This is a genomic window from Bacillus sp. UNC69MF (assembly GCF_000746035.1).
Classification (GTDB): Bacteria; Bacillota; Bacilli; order Bacillales; family Bacillaceae; genus Bacillus; species Bacillus velezensis.
Window position 1 is genome coordinate 1 of record NZ_JQKM01000019.1, and the last position, 24059, is coordinate 24059.

A 24059-nucleotide genomic window follows, 5' to 3' on the forward strand; every position below is an offset into this window, starting at 1 on the left:
GGCGTGATCGCTGACAATTACATTCTGAACCAGACAGAAAACGAACGGAAGACCGTCATGGCGCCGAAGGTGAAAGGGCTTATCAATCTTGATGAAGCAGCGAAAGATGTGCGGCTGGACTTTTTCATTCTGTTTTCTTCCTTGGCGGGAGGTATGGGAAATCCGGGGCAGGCCGGTTATGCGGCAGCCAACGCATTTATGGATGTTTATGCAGCCCGCCGGAACCGTCTCGTGCGGGACAACGAGCGGAGCGGGCAGACCCTGTCCGTCAACTGGCCGCTTTGGGAAGAGGGCGGTATGCGTGTGGACAAAGAGACAGAACGGCTGATGTATGAACAGACCGGAATGAAAGCCATGCGATCGGCCTCAGGCATCCAAGCGCTGTACGCCGCTTTTGCCTCCGGAGAACACCAGGTCATGGTGGCAGAGGGCGACGAAAAACGGATTCGAAAAAACCTGATGCCTGAAACGCCGGAACCGTCCCGTAGCATTCATGTGTCAAGGAAGACGCCCGTCCATATGCCGAATAAAGTACAAGCGGAACTCAAACATATGATATCAGGCATTCTGAAGGTGAAAGAAGACGAGATAGATGCTGAATCAGAGATGAGAGATTATGGCTTTGATTCGGTTTCATTCACGCAGTTTGCAAATGAACTAAATAAAATGTATGGGCTTGAACTGACACCGGCCGTGTTTTTTGAATATCCGACAGTCTTTCGTTTTGCCCAATACTTGCTGACGGAACATCCGGATACATTCGGCTCACAGGCAGAAACAGAAACGGAGAAACCGGTTGTGCGTAAAAAAATGAAGACGGAGCCATTCTTGATTCCGTCCCGTCTTCCTAAAACAAAAACCGCAGCTGCACCTGAGCCCGTGGCGATAATCGGAATCAGCTGTGCATTTCCAATGGCTGAAAATCCGGAAATGTTTTGGGAGAATTTAGCCGGAGAAAAGGACTGCATTTCTGAAATACCGCCGGAGCGCTGGGACTGGAGACAGTATTACGGAGATCCGCAGAAAGATAAAAATGCGAGCAATGTAAAGTGGGGCGGCTTCATTGATGAAACCGCTCAATTTGATCCTTTATTCTTCGGTATTTCTCCGCATGAAGCCGAAATGATGGATCCTCAGCAAAGACTTTTAATGATGCATGTATGGAAAGCGATTGAAGATGCAGGCTGCTCTGCCAAAAGCCTGTCAGGTACAAATACAGGCATTTTTGCAGGCACGACAAACAGCGGTTACGCCCAGGAAGCTTCAAAGTTCCATATAGAGATTGAGGGTTCTTCCGCCGCCGGTACGGTTCCGTCAATCGGTCCGAACCGCATGAGCTATTTTCTGAATATACATGGGCCGAGCGAACCGATTGAAACCGCCTGTTCAAGCTCATTGGTCGCTGTTCACCGTGCGGTCAGGGCAATTCAGGCCGGAGACTGCGGCATCGCGATTGCAGGAGGCGTCAATGCTATTGTGTCGCCGGATATGCATATCAGCTTTAATAAAGCGGGAATGCTCAGTGAAGACGGGCGCTGCAAAACATTTTCCGATCAAGCGGACGGGTATGTCAGAGCTGAAGGTGCGGGCATGATTGTTTTGAAAACATTATCCGATGCGGAACGTGACGGCGACCGTATTTATGCCGTTATTCGCGGAACGGCGGAAAATCATGGCGGACGGGCGGCTTCCCTTACATCGCCGAATCCGAAAGCACAGACAGAAGTCATGATAAAAGCGTATCAGCAAGCGAACATCGACCCCCGTACAGTGAGTTATATTGAAGCCCACGGCACGGGAACGCCGCTCGGTGATCCAATAGAAATCAACGGACTCAAAGCGGCTTTTGCAGCGCTTTATCAGAAAGCCGGAGTAACGGCACCCGATCAGCCTCATTGCGGCCTCGGTTCCGTCAAAACGAATATCGGCCACACAGAGCTTGCCGCCGGCATGGCCGGGCTTTTAAAAATTATTTTGCAGATGCAGCACAAAACGCTTGTGAAAAGTCTGCATTGTGAAACCGTTAATCCGTATATCAGCCTCGATGGCAGCCCGTTTTATTTCGTCCGCGACACTCAGCCGTGGAAAGCGGCGACTGATGATAGCGGAAATGAACTGCCGCGGAGAGCGGGTGTCAGCTCGTTCGGATTTGGCGGTGTCAATGCTCATGTCGTGCTCGAAGAATATGTTTCTCCTGTTGAAGAGAAACAATGGACGTCCGGTGAACTTCAGCCGACCTTATTCATTCTCTCGGCAAAGACGGCGGAACAGCTGAAGGAACGTGCGGAACAGCTGCGCAGATATTTGGAAAAGACACATTCAGCTGACGGAGCTCTTGCGGGTATCGCTTATACGCTTCAGCTTGGCCGGGATGAAATGGAAGAGCGCCTTGCCGTTATTGCTGAAACAAAAGAAGAGCTTACGAACGCGCTGAATGATTTCCTCAGCGGCAAGGAGACGGGGCAGAATTTCTTTACAGGCCGGAACAAAGCGATGAAACAGCTGTTTACAGAGATGACGGACAACGCAGAAATGAGCGGGACCGTAGATCAATGGATTGAAGCAGGAAAGTATACAATGCTTGCAAAATTATGGGTGCAAGGTTTACATGTCGACTGGAATAAATTATATCCGGACGAAAGGCCAAAAAAAGTCAGCCTGCCCGTCTATCCTTTTGCGAAAACACATTGCTGGATACCGCACAGTGCCCAGCATATAAGGCACCGGGAGACTTATGAGATTGATACGTCCCCGCTTGAGACTTATGAGCGCCTGCTTGATGAATTGGAGAAAAACGAAATAAGCATAGAAGCCGCTGTAAAAAGAACGATCGGTTTTTACAGGGATTAGCGTAATGGAGGAAACCATATGAAAGAGTTTCTGCACCGGGTTTTTTCTGACGTCAAAAATAAAAAAATGACAAAACAGGATGCGATCGGCATTTTGCGCGATTATGATATGCGGATGGGACTTCGCCAATCGGCTTCCCTTCATCCGCTTGCTCAGCAGCATATTTCCGATGAAACGGGACAGGGATTCTCGGCAGCTTTCAGCGGCCGGGAATTTTTTCTCGCTGATGTTTCTTTACAGCGTAAAAAGCTTATGCCCGGAGAACTTCTTTTGGAAATGGCGAGAGCTGCGGCTGTTTTGACAGTAAAGGAGACTGAGGCTGTCCGGCTGACACATATCGTGTGGTCAAAGCCCATTCTGACTGAGGCTGAGCCGTTCCATATCGAAATCAGGCTGATACCCGCAGAGGGTGAAGCCAAAAGGTTTGAGATTTACAATCCATTTTCTGCCGATTTCAGTCATCATGATGTGTACAGCCAAGGGATGATTCAGCCAGTTGATGCTGCGCCTGGCATGCTGGATATCAGCCGCTTGAAGGAAAACAGCGGTTCCCTGATGGATCAGCAGCAAATTGAAGCCATCACTCAGAACGATACCGTTCAATACAGTGAGCACATGAAAGGAATTGAGCGTATTTACGCCTCAGCAGGACGGATGCTGGCAGACATATCAATTCCATTGACAAACCAAAAAGAATCCGCCCGATTCGGCCTCCCTCCCTGTGTGATGAAAAGTGTGACAGAGGCATGCGCGCTGCTTGGCGGCAAAGAATATAAAACGCTCGCCCCGGTTTCATTGGACGAGCTTTTGTTTTATGAATCTTGTCCTGACAAGGTATGGGCCGAGATACAAGAGAAGGCGGGGAGCTTTTATATTGATTTATGTGACGAAGAAGGGAAAATATGGGCTTCCCTATCAGGGTTGAAGCTGCAACCTGTCATCAAGACGGGCGCTCCCGGAAAAACCAATGCCGAACACCGCAGTGAACGTTTGTATGAACAAACGCTTCTTCAGCTCAAAACGCTGTTTGCCCTGACTACAAAAATTGCTGTTTCCAACATAGATACTGAAGAGCCGCTGGAAACCTACGGAATCGACTCAGTCACTGTGACGAAATTGAACCGCGAATTGTCTCTGCTTTTCGGTGACCTTTCCAAAACGGTTTTTTACGAATATAAGACACTGGGATCTCTGGCAGCTCACTTTGTCACGGATTATCCAAAAGAATGCCGAAAATGGACAAATGATGATGACCACCGTTCAGGCATATCAGAACAGGTTTTGGCAAATGAAGATTTTCCGGTGCTTCCGTCGTTTATCAAGCGAAAGAAACGGCCTGCTTTTTCCAATGAGAACCAGACAAAAGAAGGGATTGCGATTATCGGAGTCAGCGGACGTTATCCGCAAGCTGAAACACTTGAAGAGTACTGGGATAACTTAGCGGCCGGAAAAGACTGTGTGACGGAAATTCCCGAAGAGCGCTGGGAAAAGGACAAGTACTACAACCCTGATCCTGAAGCGGCCGTGAAAGAAGGGAAAAGTTACAGTAAGCGGGGCGGGTTTCTGAAAGATGCCGCTTTCTTTGATCCGCTGTTTTTTCAAATTTCACCCCGTGATGCTTTGAATATGGACCCGCAGGAGCGTCTCTTTATTGAAATGTGCTGGCAGGTGCTGGAGGATGCCGGTTATACGAAGGAACAGCTTGAGAATTTGTATAACGGCCGGGTCGGCGTTTTTGCGGGCATTACGAAAAACGGGTACGGAATGTACTGGAAAAACGGCGGCACCCTGCAGCCGAAAACGTCGTTCAGTTCAGCGGCCAACAGAGTTTCCTATTTTCTTAATCTGAAAGGGCCGAGCATGCCGGTCGACACGATGTGCTCATCTTCGCTGACTGCAATTCACGAATCGTGTGAAAACATCCTTCGCGGCGAATGCGACATGGCGATTGCCGGCGGTGTGAATGTGTATACGCATCCTTCGGCTTATGCGGAGCTCAGCGCCTATCGAATGCTTTCAAAAGACGGAACGTGCAAAAGTTTCGGTGAAGGCGGGGACGGATTTGTTCCCGGGGAAGGCGTCGGGGCCGTGCTGTTAAAGCCGCTGTCAAAAGCGATGGCTGATAAGGACCATATTTACGGGGTGATTCGCGGCACTCATATCAATCACGGCGGCAGAACAAACGGGTATACAGTGCCGAGTCCGAGCGCTCAGGCTGACGTGATTTCCGGCGCGCTTGAAAAATCAGGAATACATCCGCGGATGATCAGCTGTATCGAAGCCCACGGCACGGGCACTGAACTCGGAGATCCGATCGAAATAGACGGTTTGACCCGCGCATTTCAAACGAAAACGTCAGATAAAGGTTTTTGCGCCATCAGCTCAGTTAAATCCAATATCGGGCATTTGGAAGCCGCGGCAGGCATTGCCGGTGTAACGAAACTGCTGCTTCAGTTTCAAAAACGAAAGCTGGCTCCCTCATTACATTGCCGGAAATTGAATCCGAATATTGCATTCGACCGGACGCCGTTTGTGGTGCAGCGTGAATTGGCAGACTGGAAACGGCCGGTCATTGAGGAAAACGGAGCGCAAAAGGAGATTCCGAGAATTGCGGGAATCTCTTCTTTTGGCGCGGGCGGGGCAAATGCCCACATATTGATAGAAGAATACATTGAACCTGATAGGGAGATTTATGAGCCATTCACAGATGAAGATCCCGCAGTCATTTTATTATCCGCCAAACAGGAGGCCAGCCTGAAGCAGCGGGCGCAGCAGCTTCTTCAAGCGATCAGAAAAAATGACGTCACAGACCGCAGCCTCCGGGATGCGGCTTACACCCTTCAAACCGGAAGAGAAGCGATGGAAGAACGTGCGGCGTTTATCGTGACGTCGACAGAGCAGTTAGCGGAAAAACTGCAGCGTTTTATTGACGGCGGGACAGACGGCTGCTTCAGGGGAAAAAGCAAACAGTATAAAGACATTCTAGCCGTTTTTAAGGATGAAGATATGCAGGAAGCCGTCCGTAAATGGATGAAAAGAAAAAAATTCGCGAAGCTTCTGGAACTTTGGGTGAAAGGGCTGAAGATTGATTGGTCAGAGCTTTATAACGGCAGCATGCCGCATCGCATCAGCCTTCCCGGTTATCCATTTATAAAGGATCGGTATTGGCCGGACGATGCAGCGCCGGACAATGTTCGTGATGCTGAAACACATTCTGAAACATTTCGTGAAATCCGCTTTTTACAGAAAAGCTGGGCAGAAAGCAGCAGTGTTCCGGCTAAGGAAATGCGGGGCGTCATCGGAATAGCTGCTGATCACCAGACAGGAAATTTAGCCGTTGAGCTGTCCCGTTATTTCCCCGAGTCTGAAATCATTGACGCTGCATCACCGGAAATATCCGGGGACGCGGCCCGATTCGGCGGTCTGATTGATGTGACCGGATGCGGGACGGAAATCAATCATGATGACGGCTGGATTCATCGTCTGCAGTCTCTCATTGACAACAGAAACCGCGGCCGAAAGCTTCAGCTGCTTTGTGTGACAAAGGGGCTTGAACCCTTTGCAAATGAAACGATAAATCTCTCAGGTGCAAAAAAGGCCGGATTGTACCGGATGCTCCAAAGTGAGTATAAGGATATCCGCTCGCGGCATATGGATGCAGAACGGACTGCCGAAGATCCTGAGCTGGCAAACCAGATCGCAGAGGAGTTTTTTCGCGATTCTGAAGACATCGAAGTGTGTTACCGAAACGGTGTGCGCTATCTCGCGCGGTTAAAGGAAACAAACAGCTTAGCTGAAAAAGAATTTTCATTTCCGAAAGACCATGTGCTCTGGATCACCGGAGGGACCCGGGGACTCGGATATTTATTTGCCCGGCATTTTGCCGAACGTTACGGAGTCACGAAACTCGTGCTTACCGGAAAAGAAACAATGCCGCCGAAAGCGGAATGGGATGATCATATCAAACGGAATTCCCCGTTTTCCGATAAGGTGAGAAGAATTAGAGAGCTCGAACAAAAAGGTATCCGAACGGAAGTGCTGTCTGTATCTTCCGGCCCTGAATATGAGCAGGCCGTCAGCCGTGTGAAAGATCAAATGGGGCCGATAGGAGGCGTGTTACACGCAGCGGGAGCAGTAGATCTCGATCATCCGGCCTTTATCCGCAAAACAAGCGAACAGATGATGCCCGTGCTTGAGCCTAAAACAGACGGACTGGACCTTTTGTATCAAGCGCTGCACAAGGAGCCTCTCCGGTTTTTTGCGCTGTTTTCTTCAGTGTCCGGCGTGATGCCGGAATTAGGAGCGGGACAAAGCGATTATGCCATGGCTAACGCCTATATGGATTATTTTGCGGCTGCAAAAGGTTTTCCGGTGCTGAGCATCCAGTGGCCGAGCTGGAAAGAAACGGGTATGGGCGAATCAAAAAGCCGGGCCTATCAGAAAAGCGGTTTAAAGAGCATCACTGACAGAGAAGGGCTGAGCCTGTTTGATGCCATCATGGCAGGCGATTGCGGATCTGTTATTATGCCGGCCGTCATTCACCCGGAAAAATGGGAGCCTGACCGTCTGCTGCTTTCATCCGGCCTGACTGAAACAAAGCAGCAGGAACAGGCCGATACAGAAAGCGTTGAGGAGTGGCTGACGGGCATTTGCTGCCGGGAATTAAGACTGGAGCCGTCAAGATTTGAATCTGATACACCGTTTCAAGATTACGGAGCCGATTCCATCATGCTTGCCCAAGTGTCCAGAGCGATCGGAAAGAGGATCAAAGCTGACCTTGACCCGGCGGTGCTGTATGAATACCCTACGGTTGCTGCGCTGGCGGGATGGCTTGAAACAGCATATCCGGAAATCAAAGCTGCCGTTTCAAAACCGGTTCAGCCTGAAATCCCGGACGCTCCCAAACAAACAGCAGCCGCTGTTATTCAGCCTTCTCGTGCTAGAGCGGCGCAAGACATCGCTGTTGTCGGAATGTCCTGCCGTTTTCCGGGAGCTGAATCAATTGAAGCTTATTGGAAGCTGCTGTCTGAAGGAACGTCAGCCATTCAAAGAGTTCCGAAAGAGCGCTGGAAAACGGAGAAGGCGGATTATGCGGGCCTTTTACAAAATGTAACGCATTTTGACCCGGAGTTTTTCCTTATTCCCGAAGAAGACATCAAGGCAATGGATATCCAGTCCTTTCTTATATTAGAAGAGGCGCTTCATCTGTTCAGAGACAGCGGTTACTCTTTACAAGAAATGAAAGGCAGGTCAGCCGGTGTCTATTTAGGAGGACGCGGCGGCAGTATGCCTGATGAAAACCGTCTGAAGCATGCAAAAAATCCGATAGTCGCAGCCGGTCCGAATTACTTAGCGGCCAATCTTTCTCAGTTCTTTGATTTGAAGGGGCCGAGTCTTGTTTTGGATACGGCCTGTTCTTCAGCGCTTGTCGGTATGAATATGGCGATACAGGCGCTTTCTTGCGGTGAAATCGACTCAGCGGTGGTCGGGGGAGTCAGTCTGCTGGAATCTGGTCAAACCCACCGGATGTTCGAACTTCGCAATCTGTTAAGCGAAGAGCCTGCGTTTCATATTTTTGACCGCCGCACCGGCGGCATCGTATTGGGAGAAGGCGTCGGAATGGTGTATTTAAAAACAGCGGCCCAGGCTGTAAAAGACGGGGACCGGATTCATGCGGTCATTAAAGGCATTTCCGTAAACAATGACGGCAGAACCGCGGGGCCTGCCACACCGAATATACAGGCGCAGAAAGAAGTGATGGCCAAGGCGCTTGCCAAAAGCGGCAGAAAAGCGGAGGATATCAGCTACATTGAAGCAAACGGTTCAGGCTCTGAAGTAACAGACCTTTTGGAACTGAGGGCGATTGAAGCGGTGTACCGTATGCAAAACAGCGCGCCTTGCGAATTGGGGTCGATGAAGCCGAATATCGGACACCCGTTATGCGCTGAAGGGATTGCCGGATTCATTAAAACAGTGCTTATGCTCTCGCGCCGAATGCGTGTGCCTTTCCTTTCGGGCAAAGAGCCGATGACACATTACGATCTGTCCGCCTCGCCGTTTTATTTTTCGCAAGCTCTGCGTGAATGGACGGATTCACCGCGGATTGCCGCTGTCAGCAGCTTCGCTGACGGAGGGACGAATGCTCATGTCATAGTGGAAGCCTGGGAGCAAGAGGCGTATACCCCTGTTAGAAAGCCTTTGCCGAGACAGGAATTAAAACGCCGGCCCATTCGTCCGGACAAAGCCGAAAGCCTGCATGGAAACGCACATAAGTCCCGTCCGAATACGTTTTGGAAACAAATGAAGACTTACGATTGCGCTGAAAATTGAACGTCGATATGGAGGAAGTTCATATGCAAGAGCAGCTTCTTATTAACAATCAGCATCCCGTTCTGAAACATCATAAAGCCTATGGAAAGGAACTGCTGCCGGGTCTGGCTTATATTGACCTGATCTATCAGACTTTCAGAGAAAACGGTTTTTTTCATGCCGGCCTTGAACTCAGGCACTTATCGATTTTTCACCCTTTAGCTCCTGAACAGGGAGAAACAATCCTGCTTTCCGTTAATTGTACAGAGAACGGCGAAGGACAGTGGAAGGTAGAGGTGAAAGGGCAAAAACAAGGTGACGAAGCAGCAGAGACAAAGGTATATGCCGCGGCGCAAATGCATTCCGTCAAGCCCGCCGGCTTCCAAGAAAGCGTCCGGATGGATGCCGTAAAACAAACGGCGGCAGAAATACCGCTTGAGGACATTTACGCGGAATGCAGGGATCAAGAACTGGTTCATTCAGGAATGATGAAAGGCTGCGGAAGCGTCTACCAAACTGAAAAAGAGATTTATATTGATCTGTCGGTGCAAAAGGATCAGCTGGAACATGCAGAAGAGACGATGTTTCATCCCGCATTGATAGATGCGAGCAGCATCGGCTCCAATGTATATCTCGCTCCTTTGACGAGGAAGGAGGGGCAATTATTTCTGCCGCTGTTTTATGAATCGTTTTATTGCGCCGAATTGCTGCAGACGACATGTATCACCAAGATAAAAAAAGAATCCGTCACCCGTAAGAAAGATCTCGTTTACGTGACAATGGAGTTTTTCAATGAGGAAGGCAGAAAAGTCGGCGAACTGAAAAACTTCGCCAATAAACTGGTGAGGGACCCGGAACAGATCAATCAGAAACGGCAAAAGAAAGAACCTGACGGGCGGAATGCCGTCCCGGCTCCGCAAGCGGAATCGGCGCCTTCTGAGCCCCGCCGTGCGGAGGCTTCCGCCGGCCTTACTGAACAGTGCATCCTTTATTTAAAAGAATTGCTTGCCGCCCGATTGAACAAACCTGTGAAAGAGATTGACCCGGATATCGGCTATTATGAAATGGGGCTGGATTCTCCGGGGCTGTTGGACATGGTAAAGGAAATTGAACAAAAAATCGGAACGCAGTTACTGCCGACACTGTTATTTGAATACACGACCATCGCGGAATTGGCGGGATATTTGTGCGAACATTACGGAGCCGGTTTCGGCCATGCTCAAAACGGGCATTCAAGTGCTGAGCCTTTGCCCCGGGAAAAAAAGAGGACGACCCAAATCCGCGTGAAAAAATCGGCGTCAGCCGGAACGCAGAATGGAGATATTGCGATCGTCGGGATGGCGGGACGGTACCCCGGCGCCAAAAATCTTCGTGAATTTTGGGCAAATTTAAAAAATGGAGAAAACAGCGTAACGGAAGTGCCTCGTTCCCGCTGGGATACGAGGACATATGAGCATTTGCGATCGCCGTCCGGCAAGCCGATTTCCAAATGGGGCGGTTTTATAGACGATCCGGATTGTTTTGATGCGAAATTTTTTCGGATTTCTCCGCGGGAGGCAGAAGCTAAAGATCCGCAAGAACGATTGTTTTTAGAAACATGCTGGGAAACGATTGAGGATGCAGGCTACACCCCGGAAACAATCGTTCAGCCGAAAGGGCCGAATAAGAGAATGAACGTCGGTGTGTTTGCCGGGGTGATGCATATGGATTATTCTCTCGCCGGCGCTGAAGCTGCGGCCAAAGGGCTGGTCTTTCCTTATCCCTTGAACTATGCGCCGATCGCAAACCGGGTTTCATATTTTTGCAATTTTCACGGGCCGAGCATGGCGGTTGACACGGTGTGTTCGTCATCTTTGACGGCCGTTCATATGGCGGCGGAAAGTCTGAGACGCGGTGAATGTGAAGCAGCTCTTGCCGGCGGCGTCAATTTATCATTGCACCCGACAAAATATATCACATACGGCTTGATGGATATGCATTCGAGTGACGGGCTGTGCCGCACGTTCGGCGAAGGAGGCACAGGCTATGTCTCAGCTGACGGCATCGGAGCCGTGCTGCTGAAGCCGCTCCACAAAGCCGAAGAAGATAAGGATCATATTTATGCGGTGATAAAAGGCAGCGCCGTCAATCACGTGGGGACCGTCAGCGGGATTACCGTGCCGAGCCCCGTGGCGCAGGGGGATATGATAGCTGAATGTCTTGAAAAGACGGGGATCGATCCCCGGACGATTTCTTATGTGGAAGCGCACGGAACCGGAACTTCTTTAGGAGATCCGATTGAAATACAAGGTCTTGTTAAAGCTTACCGCACGTTTACGGAGGATCGGCAATTTTGTGCGATCGGTTCCGTTAAATCGAATATCGGACATGCGGAATCAGCTGCCGGGATCAGCGGGCTTCATAAAACGGTTTTGCAGCTGTTTCACAAAACGCTTGTCCCTTCTTTGCACTCAGAGACGATTAATCCGTATCTCCGTTTAGAGGACTCGCCATTTTACGTGCAGCAAAAAACCGAGTCATGGAAAAGGCCGGCGTATACAGAGAACGGCCGTGAACATGCCTGCCCGAGACGCGCAGGCATCAGTTCATTCGGGGCGACGGGTTCAAACGTTCATCTCATTTTAGAAGAGTACAGGCCTAAAAACCCCGGTATTACGGAGGATCAAGAGAGATTGTATATCGTGCCTCTGTCAGCGAAAAATCCGGAGCGGCTGAAGGAATACGCTGCCCGCCTGCTGATGTTTCTCAAAGATAAAGCGCTTGGAGGAAGCGGGCCGCTTCATGACAAAAGAGATACAATGCAAAATCAGCTGGAAAATGCGTTGCGAGGTGTTCTGGCCGAAGTTCTGCATGTAGAGGCCGGTTCGGTAGATGATGAACAGGATTGGAAGGAATTCGGCTTGGATGTCATGCAGCTGACACAGTTTTCTGAGCTGATGACGGATCAATACGGGCTGGCAATAGACATGACTGATCTCATACAGCATACTTCCGTCCGGACTTTAGCAGAATGTCTTACAAACGATGAGAAACATAAGAATATTCTTTCCGGTCTTTTCGGCCAGTCGGGCTTAGATAAGCAGCCTGATGAATCTTTTTCCTTGCGGTCACTGGCGTATACGCTGCAAACGGGACGGCTGGCAATGGAAGAACGGCTTGTTTTTTTAGTGAACGATCAAGCAGACTTGATCAAGAAATTAACTGAATTTACAGAACAAAAACGGCAGATTGACGGCTGCTTTCAAGGGCGGTCTGACAGCGGAACGGAAATCAGGGGTTTCCTGAACGATGATCAGGATACGGAGGAGCTGATCCGAAAATGGATGGACAGCGGCACTTACAAAAAACTTGCGGAGCTGTGGTCAAAAGGATTTGAGATAGACTGGACGCGGCTGTATCAGGAGGAGAAACCGCGCAGGATGAGTCTGCCGACGTATCCGTTTGCAAAGGAACGATATTGGATACCGGAGCCCGATCATCCCGTCACTTCCGTAAATACAGAAAGCAGGCTTCACCCGCTGCTTCACCGCAATACATCAGATTTGCTAGAACAAAAATTCAGTACGATACTGAACGGAGATGAATTCTTCTTAGCCGATCATATCGTCCGAAACAAGCGTGTTCTCCCCGGGGCGGCTTATCTTGAAATGGCGAGAGCCGCGGCTGAACTGGCTGCCGCACCGTTAGCCGCTGAATACACGGCTAAAACCGGCATTTCGCTGCGGTATATCAGCTGGATACGCCAGGCCGTTCACAAAAAAGAGCCGCTGCGTATGACGACAGGGCTTTCTTTGGAGGATAACGGCAATGTTTCATTTCAAGTGTACAGCAGTGAAAATGATTCAGACATTTATTGTGAAGGCAGTGCTGTGATTGAGCCGCTGTCTGAGGCGCCGGTTTTGCATATTGAACAGCTGAAAGCGCGATGCCGCAAAAAAGTGCTGTCAAAAGAAGACTGCTATGCGGCGTTTGCAAAGGCGGAAATTGTATACGGACCTTCACATCAAGGAATTGATCACATTTATTGCGGGGAAAAAGAAGCCTTGGCTAAATTGGTGCTCCCTGCTTCCGTTTCTGATGAGGCTGAACAGTTTGTGCTCCATCCTAGTCTGATAGATTCCGCTTTTCAGGCGGCCATCGGCGTTATGAATGAAGATCAAGCGGGTTATCCGGAGCAGCCGTTAATGCCTTTTGAATTGCATGAACTGACCGTTTTTCATCCGTGCAGGCCAAACATGTGGGCTGCCGTGTTTGTGACGCATGAAACACCGGCCGTGCGAAGAATGGACATTGATATATGTGATGAACGCGGCAATGTGTGTGTAAGGATAAAAGGATTTTCTGCCCGGATGGCCGAAAGTGCGCCGGCCGTAACCGATAATAAGCAATACGATCTGCCGGGTAACCTTACCGGAGCCGTCAAACTGATGCAGGTATGGGACACGGAACCGATAGACAACCAAACCGGCTTCCCCATTTCTGAAGCAAAAGCTGTCATCATAGGCGGTACAGACGGGCAGGCGGACGCGGTTTTACGATTGTTTCCTAAAGCTGTGCGATTTGATAGCAGCCAAAGTGCTTCCGTTGAAGTGATATCTGATCGGCTCCGCCGTCTCGGTAAGATTCAGCATATGATCTGGTTTGCCCCTCAGCCGGCTGATTCTGACAGCCATGATCAAAAAAGCGGGGTGCTGCAAATTTTCAGAGCGGCCAAAGCTCTTATCGGTCTCGGGTATGGAAAGGAGCAGCTCGGGATGACGGTGATTACGCACCAAGCACAGCCTATTACCCAATATGATGAGGTGCGTCCCGCTCATTCCAGTGTGCACGGTTTCGTCGGGTCTCTCGCTAAAGAACATCCGAGCTGGCACATCCGTCTCGCCGATCTTGAAGACGGGGGGGATTTCCCCGCAGAAGACATATTCAGCCTGCCCCGCGACCGTACGGGTAAAGCATGGGTGCGCAGACATCAGGAATGGTACCGGCCTCAATTGCTTCCGGTCCAAAGCGGGCCGTCTGAAAGTGTTCCTTACCGATATGGAGGCGTATATGTCATCATCGGCGGTGCGGGAGGCATCGGCGAGGTTTGGACAGATTATATAGTGACGACGTATAAAGCCCGAGTCGTCTGGATTGGGAGGCGGCCGCTGGACAGCCGGATACGCCAAAAAATAGACCGGTACCGGCCATCAGGACCGGCTCCCGAATATATAGCCGCAGATGCTTCTGATCTTCCATCGCTTCAGCGCGCCTATGAACAGATTAAAAACACATACGGCACCATCAGCGGCGTCGTTCATTCAGCGATGGTATTTGCGAATGAAAGCGTAAAAGATATGGAAGAATCACAGTTTCACGCCGGTCTTGCGGCGAAAGTGGATATTTCCGTCAACATTGCCGAAGTATTTGCGAAAGAGTCTTTGGACTTTATTCTCTTTTTCTCTTCGGTTATTTCATATATTAAGAATCCGAATCAAAGTCATTATGCGGCGGGGTGCGCATTTAAAGATGCATTTGCCCATGAGCTTTCCGGACGGCTGTCATGCCCGGTCAAAGTGATGAACTGGGGTTATTGGGAGCGGGCTGACAATCACATTTCTGAAGAGTTTGACAGACTGAGTGCAATCGGTCTCGGGCTGATCAGCCGGGCGGAAGGGATGCAGGCGCTGGAAACTCTGCTGACGCAGCCGATCTCCCGCATGGGGCTGATGAAGCTGACCAAGCCGATTCCGATCGAGGGAATGAACCCTCATGAATTTGTGACTATCTGATTGCCTGTCAAAATGACGGAGCAAATTTAATTTTCTTAGGAGGATAAGGTTTTGGGTAAGGGAGACAAACAAAAAGACCGTACACAGTTATCCTTAAGAACAGAAATAAGCAATCAAATGAAAGAATTGAATCGGCTTTTGCTGCAAGTGCTGCGGGTGACGCTGCGTTCAATGGGTCTGACCGGCGAAGCGCCGGCGGCTTCCTGTCTGCCTTTATATGAACGCTGGCTGGAAGAAAGCATCCGTCTTTTAGACAGCGATTTTAAAAGCGGTGAAACGGCCGCGGTTTGGGAAGAGTGGCATAAGAAGAAAAACGAATGGCTGAAAGATCCGGATATGAAAGCGCAGGTTCTGCTGGCGGATACCATCATTCAAGCTTTGCCTGACATTTTAACAGGCAAAATAAAAGCCACTGACGTGATGTTTCCCGATTCTTCAATGGAGCTTGTTGAAGGAATCTATAAGCATAATATTCTCGCTGATTATTACAACGATGTGCTGGCAAATGAAGCGTGTATTTATGTGGAAAATGTAATGAAAAACAATCCTGAGGCAAACATCCGCCTGCTGGAGATCGGAGCGGGCACCGGCGGAACGAGCAGTACACTGTTTAAAAAGCTCCGCCCCTATCAAAACCATATTCAGGAATACTGTTATACCGACTTGTCAAAAGCTTTTTTAATGCATGCCGAAAAGGAATACGGCGCGGACAATCCGTATTTGACGTATCAGCTGTTTAATGTGGAGCAGCCTGCGGCGGGCCAGGGATTACATCTGAGAACCTACGATATCGCTATTGCCGCAAACGTGCTGCATGCCACCAAAAATATCCGGAAAACCTTACGGACGGCAAAAGCCGTATTGAAAAAGGACGGTTTGCTGCTTGTTAATGAACTGGGCGGGCATACGCCGTTTACACATGTTACATTCGGCTTATTAGAGGGCTGGTGGCTGTACGAAGACGAGGCGCTGCGGATTCCGGGGTGCCCCGGTCTTTATCCGGAAACATGGAAATCCGTTTTAATGGCTGAAGGTTTTCATTCCATTCAATTTCCGGCTGAAAACGAACGTCTGCACACCCAGCAGATTATCACGGCGAAAAGCAACGGAGTCATCAGGCAGAGCAGGGAAGCTTACACCGCGCAAAAGCGCCAATCAAACGTACCGCAAACATCCTCTGATCGTCAGCTCCCCATCAAACAAGCGGGAGAGGGGCTTTCGGAAAAGACAGCGGCTTTTCTGATAAGGGCTGCGGCAAAAGTATTAAAAATGCCGGCAGAAGAGATAAATCCGCTGGCTCCTCTGGATGAATACGGCATTGACTCTATTCTGATCGTTCAGCTGACGAATGAGCTGCGGGATCTCGTCCCTGATATCAGCAGCACGCTGTTTTTTGAATACCGGACGATAGGAGAGCTTGCCGCATTCTTGGCTGAAACGAAGGAGCGCGAACTGCATGCGCAATTTTCTGAAGAAGTCCCTCATACTGAAGCGGCATCATCCGGCTCTTTGCTTGAAAAAAGCACAGAGTACCTGAAACAGATCGTCAGCGCCATCTTAAAGATGCCGATTGAGGACGTTCAAGCCCATACGCCCCTTGAAGAATACGGAATCGATTCCATCTTAATCGTACAGCTGACCAACCGCGTGCGGGAAGACGTCCCTGATATCAGCAGCACTTTGTTCTTCGAGTATCCGACAATCGGCGGATTAGCGGAATATCTCGTCAGCTCAAGACAGGAAGATATGGCTGGGATTTTCAAGACAAATAAAGAAGCCGAAAAGGCGACGCACACTTTACAGAAAAAGCAAAGCCGTAAAAAAAGCGCCGGATTGACGAAGCGCCAAGCGGCATCTTTTTCTGAAAAGGCGCCGCCCGCTTCCGAACCGCCGTCAAAACACTTTGAAGTGGCAATTGTCGGTCTTGCCGGACGGTATCCCGGAGCTGAAAATGTTAATGAGTTCTGGGAACGGTTAAAGACCGGTGAACACGGAATCACCGAAATTCCGAAAGACCGCTGGGATTGGCGGGACTACTATGATGAGACAAAAGGTAAGGAAGGCCGGATGTATACAAAGTGGGGCGGCTTTTTAACAGATATTGATAAATTTGATCCGCTGTTTTTTAAAATCTCTCCGAAAGAAGCGGAGCGCATGGACCCGCAGGAGAGACTGTTTCTGGAAACCGCTTATGCGGCCCTGGAGGATGCCGGATATACCCCTGATTCACTATGCCCCGGTAAAAAGGTTGGTGTCTTTGCGGGTGTTATGAACGGCAACTATCCGACAGGGGCCCACTACCACTTTATCCCGAACCGCGTATCCTATGTGTTTGATTTTCACGGTCCGAGCATCGCGGTCGATACTGCATGCTCCTCATCCTTAACCGCCATTCATCTCGCCGCAGAAAGCATCAGAACAGGTGCATCTGAATGCGCGATTGCCGGCGGCGTAAACCTGATTACAGATCCGGTTCATTATATCGGACTTTCTTCTATGAGAATGCTGTCACCGTCAAACGCGTGCAAAGCGTTCGGTGATAAGGCTGACGGGTTTGTTGACGGAGAGGGCGTCGGCTGTATCGTGTTAAAGCCGTTGAAAAAGGCTGTTGAAGATCATGATCATATATACGGTGTCATTAAAGGAAGCGCTCTGAACGCCGGCGGCAAAACGAACGGGTTCACCGTTCCGAACCCGAATGCACAAGGAGAAGTGATCGCAGACGCGATGGAGCGGGCAGGGATTGACCCGAGAGCAATCAGCTATCTGGAAGCCCACGGCACCGGCACTTCCTTGGGAGATCCGATTGAAATCGCAGGGTTAACCAAGGCTTTCCGCCGCTATACGGATGCAAACCAATTTTGTTCCATCGGTTCTGTTAAATCCAATATCGGACACCTGGAAAGTGCGGCGGGCATTGCTGCGGTCACCAAAATTCTTCTTCAGATGAAACACGGATATCTGGTGCCGTCGCTGCATTCAAAGCAGCTGAACCCGGAAATTGATTTTGAAACTTCTCCTTTTATCGTGCAGCAGGAAACAGCGGAATGGAGACGGCCGGTCATAGAATCTGAAGGAGTAACACGAGAATATCCGAGAATCGCGGGTACATCTTCTTTCGGAGCGGGCGGAGCAAATGCCCACCTGCTGATAGAAGAGTATGAACCGGCTGAAATGACTTCGGCAGACACCGGCCGTCCGGCGCTTTTTGTTTTATCGGCAAAAGATAAAGACCGCTTGCGCGAGCGGGCTCTGTTGCTGTCGGATGCCGCCGGAAACGGAACAATTACAGATGCGAACCTGCTTGACGCGGCATTTACCCTTCAAGTCGGCAGGGTCCCGATGGAAGAACGGCTGGCGATGACAGCGGACTCTGTTTCTGAATTGGAACAGAAGCTGATTGCTTTTCTGAATAATGCTGGTTCCGTAAGCGGGGTGTTTGCGGGCCGGAGTGATAGTGCTGTCACGGAGACGGAAGGCACTATCAGTGATTGGATGGAAAAACGTCAATTTGACAGTCTTTTGAATGCCTGGGTTCACGGGACGCCCGTCGATTGGGCATCTTTATATAAAGGCGCGCTGCCGCATCGTATCAGTCTGCCGTCTTATCCATTTGCAAAAGAAAGCTACTGGATGAAGCGGGAAGAACCAAAAACAGGAACAACTGAATATGTGCATCCTTTCCTGCATGAAAATACGTCAACCTTGGCGGAGCAAAGCTATCATACATCTTTTACAGGCCGGGAACACGTTTTCCAGGATGTGAGCGGGGAGCGGGTTCTGTCGGCAGCCGTTTATTTAGAAATGGCGCTTGCGGCTTTTCATCATGCGGCAGACAGCTCTGAAGAAAAAGAGATATGGATCCGAACAGCGGCATGGACTGACCCGATTACCGGCGGACTTCACGGTGCGGGCGTCAATCTCTCCCTTCTGTCTGAAGACGAGGAAGGCATCCATTATGAAATATACAGTGACGAAGAGAAGCTGCATCATTATGGAATCATCGGACAAGGGAACATACAGCCATCCCGCGTGCTTGATATTGCCTCCTTACAAAAAGACTGCCGCCCGCTTTCATTCGATTATGAAACACCAGGCACATCAGGTGTAACGATCAGTAAGGAGTTCCGCACCGTTGAAAAGCTTTATGCGGGAGAAAGTGCGGTTTGGGCGAAGCTTGCTCTCACAGATGAAAGCGGCCGTAATCCGGGATATCATCTGCCGCCGGAATTTCTGGACGCAGCTTTTCATGTCCTGGCCAAAACGGAGCCGTCAGTCCATATCGTGCCTGAAGCGGTTGAAGAACTGCGCGTCATGCGTCCGTGCTCATCCGGCATGTGGATGTATATTAATAAAAAGAATCAAACCGGCTGTGACATTCAATTATGTGACGAAACCGGCATTGTCTGCGCAGAAATCAAAGGGATAAGAATGAGACAGCCGTCTCAGCAGGATCACGGGCAAGAGGAACAATCCGAGATGATGATATTTGAAGAAATGTGGAAGCAGCAGCCTCTGAAGAAATCCATTCATGAAGAGCTGAAAACGGTCATCTGTTTTCTTACGGGAGAAGCTGCCAGAAAGCATGCTTATCAGTCTTTACAATCCCTTTATCCGGGAGCCGGCGTGTTTTTTATTTCACAGGGTGAGGAAACTCAAAAGCTTTCAAACACGCATTATCAAATTAAAATCACTGACGGACAAGCATATCAAGAAACGTTTCGGCATATTGAAACGGCTGCAGGCAAAGCGGATGCAGTTTTATATGGATGGCCGCTTGAAGATGAAAAGGCCGTGAAAGACTATTCCATTCTGTATCATGTGATCCGCGCAGCTGCTTCTTTGCGTTCTAAACCGAGGTGGATCCTTCTTTCCGCTCAGTGCGGGACCGATACCGATATCAGTTACGCCGAGTCATGGATCGGGCTGGAACGGTCGCTGAAACTGATCTTGCCGGAGACGGATACGGCCGCGGTTTATTTTGGACAAAAAGGACCGTTAGAAAAACTGATCCATAACGTATGTGAAGAACTTCACAGCGACTCGTTCCGCAGTGTCATGTACAGTGGGGAAATCCGCCACGTCATGGAAATGAAGCAGACGGATATTGCCTCTGTTGAGAAGCGTGTGATAAAAAGCGGAAAAACGTACTTGATTACCGGCGGATGCGGGGGTTTAGGCTTGTTATTTGCCGGATATTTTTCTGAAAAAGGACCGGTTACGCTCATTTTGACGGGGAGATCAGCGGCAGATGGCCCGGTACTGAACAAGATAAAGAGATTGGAAGAATCAGGCGCCAAGGTGTTTTACGTGCAGGCGGATGCCGCTGATCAGGCTCAGATGGAGAAAGGTTTGCAAGAAGCGAAAGAGAAAGGATGCGGGCCGATTCAAGGTGTCATTCACGCTGCAGGTCTTCAAGGCACTGAAAGCATTCTGGAGAAAGATCTGCAAACCTTTCAGCAAGTCTTATCGCCAAAAGCGGACGGCACCGCGGTGTTAGATCAGGTTCTGTCACGGGAGCCGCTTGACTTCTTCTGTTGTTTCTCTTCTTCTTCAGCGATTTTAGGAGACTTCGGTTCTTGTGACTACGCGATGGGGAACCGCTTCCAAATGGCTTTTGTCCGTCACCGGGATAAACTTGTGAGCCTCGGACTCAGAAGCGGCAAGTCACTTGCAATCAATTGGCCGCTTTGGAAAGAAGGGGGGATGCATGTCGGCACGGCGGAAAGCACCGATATGTATTTAAAATCAAGCGGACAGCGTTATTTATACACTGAGGAAGGACTCGAAGTTTTTGAAACATTGTTAGTCCAGCCGTCCAGCCAGTATCTCGTCCTGGCTGGTTTTCCGTCGAGGGCCAAACGCTTCCTGCAGATAGATCAAGGCGAACGGCCGATTTCGGGTTCTGTAAACAGGAACGTCCCGTTTTCAGGAAGGCGGAGTGAAATGAAAGGCTTTACACTGGAAGAATGCGTAAGCTGGGATGTGAAAGAACTGGCGGCGGGGCTTTTGAAAATAGACAAGAACAGACTGACGGACGCTGACAATCTGGCTGATTTCGGCTTTGATTCTATCAGTTTGGCGGAATTCGCCTCTTCTTTGTCCGCCCATTACGGAATTGAAGTGACACCGGCCCTGTTTTTCGGACATTCTACACTGGAGAAGGTCGTCCGCTATTTTCTGACGGAACACCAGTCCGTCATGGAGCATGTCTATGAAGAAAAGAAACCTGAATCCGCAGATCAATCTGTCTTTGAAAAGGCAGGAACGGAAAAGCGAAAGAAGCAGAGGGGAAGAAATAAGCTGAATGCCGGAACCGAGGGCAGTCAGGCAGCTGATTCCATTGCCATTATCGGCATGAGCGGCCGATTTCCTCAGGCGCGCACGGCGGACGAGCTGTGGGACATTCTGTTTCAGGAAAAGGATGTTGTCGCACCGGTCGCAAAAAAAGGCTTCACAAGTTCAAAATGGAAACTCGGCGCTGTACCGGGGGCGGACGAATTCGACCCTTTATTTTTTGAAATATCGCCGAGGGAAGCTGAAACGATGGATCCGAAACAGCGGCTGCTTCTTCAGGAAGCGTGGAGGGCCCTTGAGGACGCCGGCTACGGCGCCAGTCACATCAGGCAGCAGACGATCGGTATGTTTGTGGGGGCGGAAGAAGGAGATTATCACCTTTTAACACGGGACAAAGGCAATGTCACGTCTCATCATAACGGTATTTTGGCGGCGCGGCTGGCTTATCACTTGAATTTATCAGGTCCTGTGATGGCGATAAATACAGCATGTTCTTCGGGGCTCGTGTCTGTCCATCAGGCGGTATTAAGCCTGCAGAATAAAGAGTGTACAACAGCTGTTGCGGCCGGGGTGAATATCATGAATACCCCGGACTTTTTTGAAACGATAGATAAAGCCGGAATGCTGTCGGAAAACGGGAAATGCTTCGCGTTTGATAAAAGGGCTGACGGCATGGTTCCGGGGGAAGCGGCCGCGGCGGTTATTCTGAAGCCGCTGAGAGAGGCGGAAAAAGATGGTGATCCGATTTACGGGGTGATTCGGGCGAGCGGCATCAATTATGATGGGAAAACAAACGGAATTACCGCTCCGAGCGGCGTCGCGCAGACCCGGCTGCTTACTTCCGTTTATGACCGGGGCCGTATCAACCCTGAAGATATCGAATATATCGTCACACACGGCACAGGTACAAAACTCGGTGATCCGGTGGAAATTAACGCGCTTTATGACGCATTTTCTGCCTATACAAACGAAGAAGCTTTTTGCGCACTCACATCAATTAAAACCAATATCGGCCACACGTTTGCCGCATCAGGCATTGTCAGTTTGATCAGTCTTTTACAGGCGTTCTCCCGTGAAATGATTCCCGCCAGTCTGCATTGCAGCGGGGAAAACCGCTATATCAACTGGGAGAAGAGTCCTTTTTATGTGAATAAAACGGGTAAACCGTGGCCTTCTCTGCCGGGTAAAAACCGAATGGGGGCAGTCAGCGCATTCGGGATGAGCGGAACAAATGCCCATATCGTTATGGAAAGCTATAAGCGCAGCGCTTCACCTCATCCGGATGCCCCTGCATATTTACTGACTTTATCAGCAAAAACAAAGGAGGCCCTTCAGGAAAAAATCGAAGATATGATCACTTGGGCGGAAAATGGCGGACTGAAAGAAAATGATCTGGCCCAGCTCAGCTATACGTTGTTAAAAGGACGGCATCACTTTAACCATCGCGCCGCCATCGTGGTTCAAGATGCTGATGACGCAGTGTATGTATGGAAGCAGGCAAAGCTTAATGAACATCATCCTTATGTGTTTTCGGGAAAAGTACCGCAGCACTTTGCAGGGCGTCAGCATATTCAGGAGCACATGATAGAAGTGCTCGGCAAGTGCAGCGCCTCATATTCTGACCATAGAAAATATCAGGAGCTGTTATGCGTGCTGGCAGATTTTTATTGTCAAGGTTATGAAATCGAAGGGGACTTGCTTTATGGCGGACCTTTGCCGCGAATCGGCAATCTGCCGGGCTACCCGTTTGCCAGGCAGACGTATTGGGCGTCGGATCGTCTTCAGAGAGAGATTGGAAGCCGGAATTCAGCTGAACGTGAAAAGCTTCACCCGCTGCTCCATGCGAATACATCGACCTTTACCGCCCAGCGCTTCACTTCTGTTTTTTCAGGGCATGAACCGTTTTTTGCCGATCATATCGTCAATGGAAAACCGGTGCTTCCGGGCGCGGCTGCTTTAGAAATGGCCCGGGCCGCCGTTACGCTGGCTGCTGAAGACTTACCCGGCGGGAAAACGGGTGTCAGGCTCAAACAGATCGTTTGGCTCCGTCCGGTGACGGCGCTTTCTGAAGGAGTGACGCTTCATGTAAAGCTTCAGCCGGAAGAAAACGGAGACATTGCTTTTGAAGCGTATGCCGAAGGAGAAGAGCCGCTTGTCTTTTTCCAGGGAAAGGCCGTGCTCGAAGAGACGGAGCGTGCTCCTGTTCTCGATGTGGAAGCGGTTCAGGCGCGCTGCAGCGGCCGTCACTTGTCAAAGGCTGAGTGCTATGAAGCGTTCGACAGCCTCGGCATCACCAACGGACCGTCGCATCAGGCGCTTGACGCCGTCTATGCCGGAAACGGAGAAGTGCTCGCAAAGCTCACTCTTCCGCCGTCCGCCCGCGAAGAAAAGGAGCCGTTCATCCTGCATCCGAGCATGCTGGACGCCGCCCTTCAGGCTTCTATCGGTCTCGTGCTCTCAGACGGTTCCGCGTCCGGACGGCCGTTTCTGCCGTTTGCCCTCCAGGATATGCAGGTGTTTTCTGCGTGCCGGGAGACGATGTGGGCGGTGCTTTCCTCAGCGGACGGCGCCTATCATATTGAGCTGTGTGATGAAAACGGCGCGGTATGTGTCCGATTGAAGGGGCTCACCGCCCGTTTTCTGGAAGAGGAAACGGAGGAAAAACCGCTCTTGCTTCAGCCAAAGTGGCAGGAATCACCGCCGGATGAAGGCGGCGGACAAGAAGCGTCTTTCAGATACGTGACGCTGTATGGCGGAATGAACGCTGAGGACATAAGCGGCGCCGTATGTGCGGCTGACGGCGAAGGTCCGATTGAAGACCGTTATGACGCA

The 24059-nt window shown here is 50.2% G+C and carries 4 protein-coding genes; all 4 read left to right on the top strand.

Going from position 1 to position 24059, the window contains the following annotated elements:
* Positions 1-2850 (top strand): beta-ketoacyl synthase N-terminal-like domain-containing protein (locus tag BR62_RS0111765; RefSeq protein WP_032870914.1); only part of this gene is annotated, 2850 nt, incomplete at its 5' end.
* 18 nt (positions 2851-2868) lie between these two features.
* The gene (locus BR62_RS0111770; RefSeq protein ID WP_032870916.1) at positions 2869-9180 is read left to right on the top strand and encodes a type I polyketide synthase; all 6312 of its coding nucleotides are present in this window, start codon (positions 2869-2871) and stop codon (positions 9178-9180) included.
* A 23-nt stretch (positions 9181-9203) separates the two neighbouring features.
* On the top strand, positions 9204-14930 hold the full coding sequence (locus BR62_RS0111775; protein ID WP_032870918.1) for a type I polyketide synthase: 5727 nt from the start codon (positions 9204-9206) through the stop codon (positions 14928-14930).
* A gap of 51 nt (positions 14931-14981) precedes the next feature.
* On the top strand, positions 14982-24059 hold a 9078-nt coding region (locus BR62_RS0111780; RefSeq protein ID WP_032870920.1), incomplete at its 3' end, for an SDR family NAD(P)-dependent oxidoreductase.

What these genes read in the sequence shown, in the direction of transcription:
- BR62_RS0111770 (WP_032870916.1), top strand. Translation starts at nt 2,869, where the DNA reads ATGAAAGAGTTTCTGCACCGGGTTTTTTCTGACGTCAAAAATAAAAAA.
- BR62_RS0111775 (WP_032870918.1), top strand. Translation starts at nt 9,204, where the DNA reads ATGCAAGAGCAGCTTCTTATTAACAATCAGCATCCCGTTCTGAAACAT.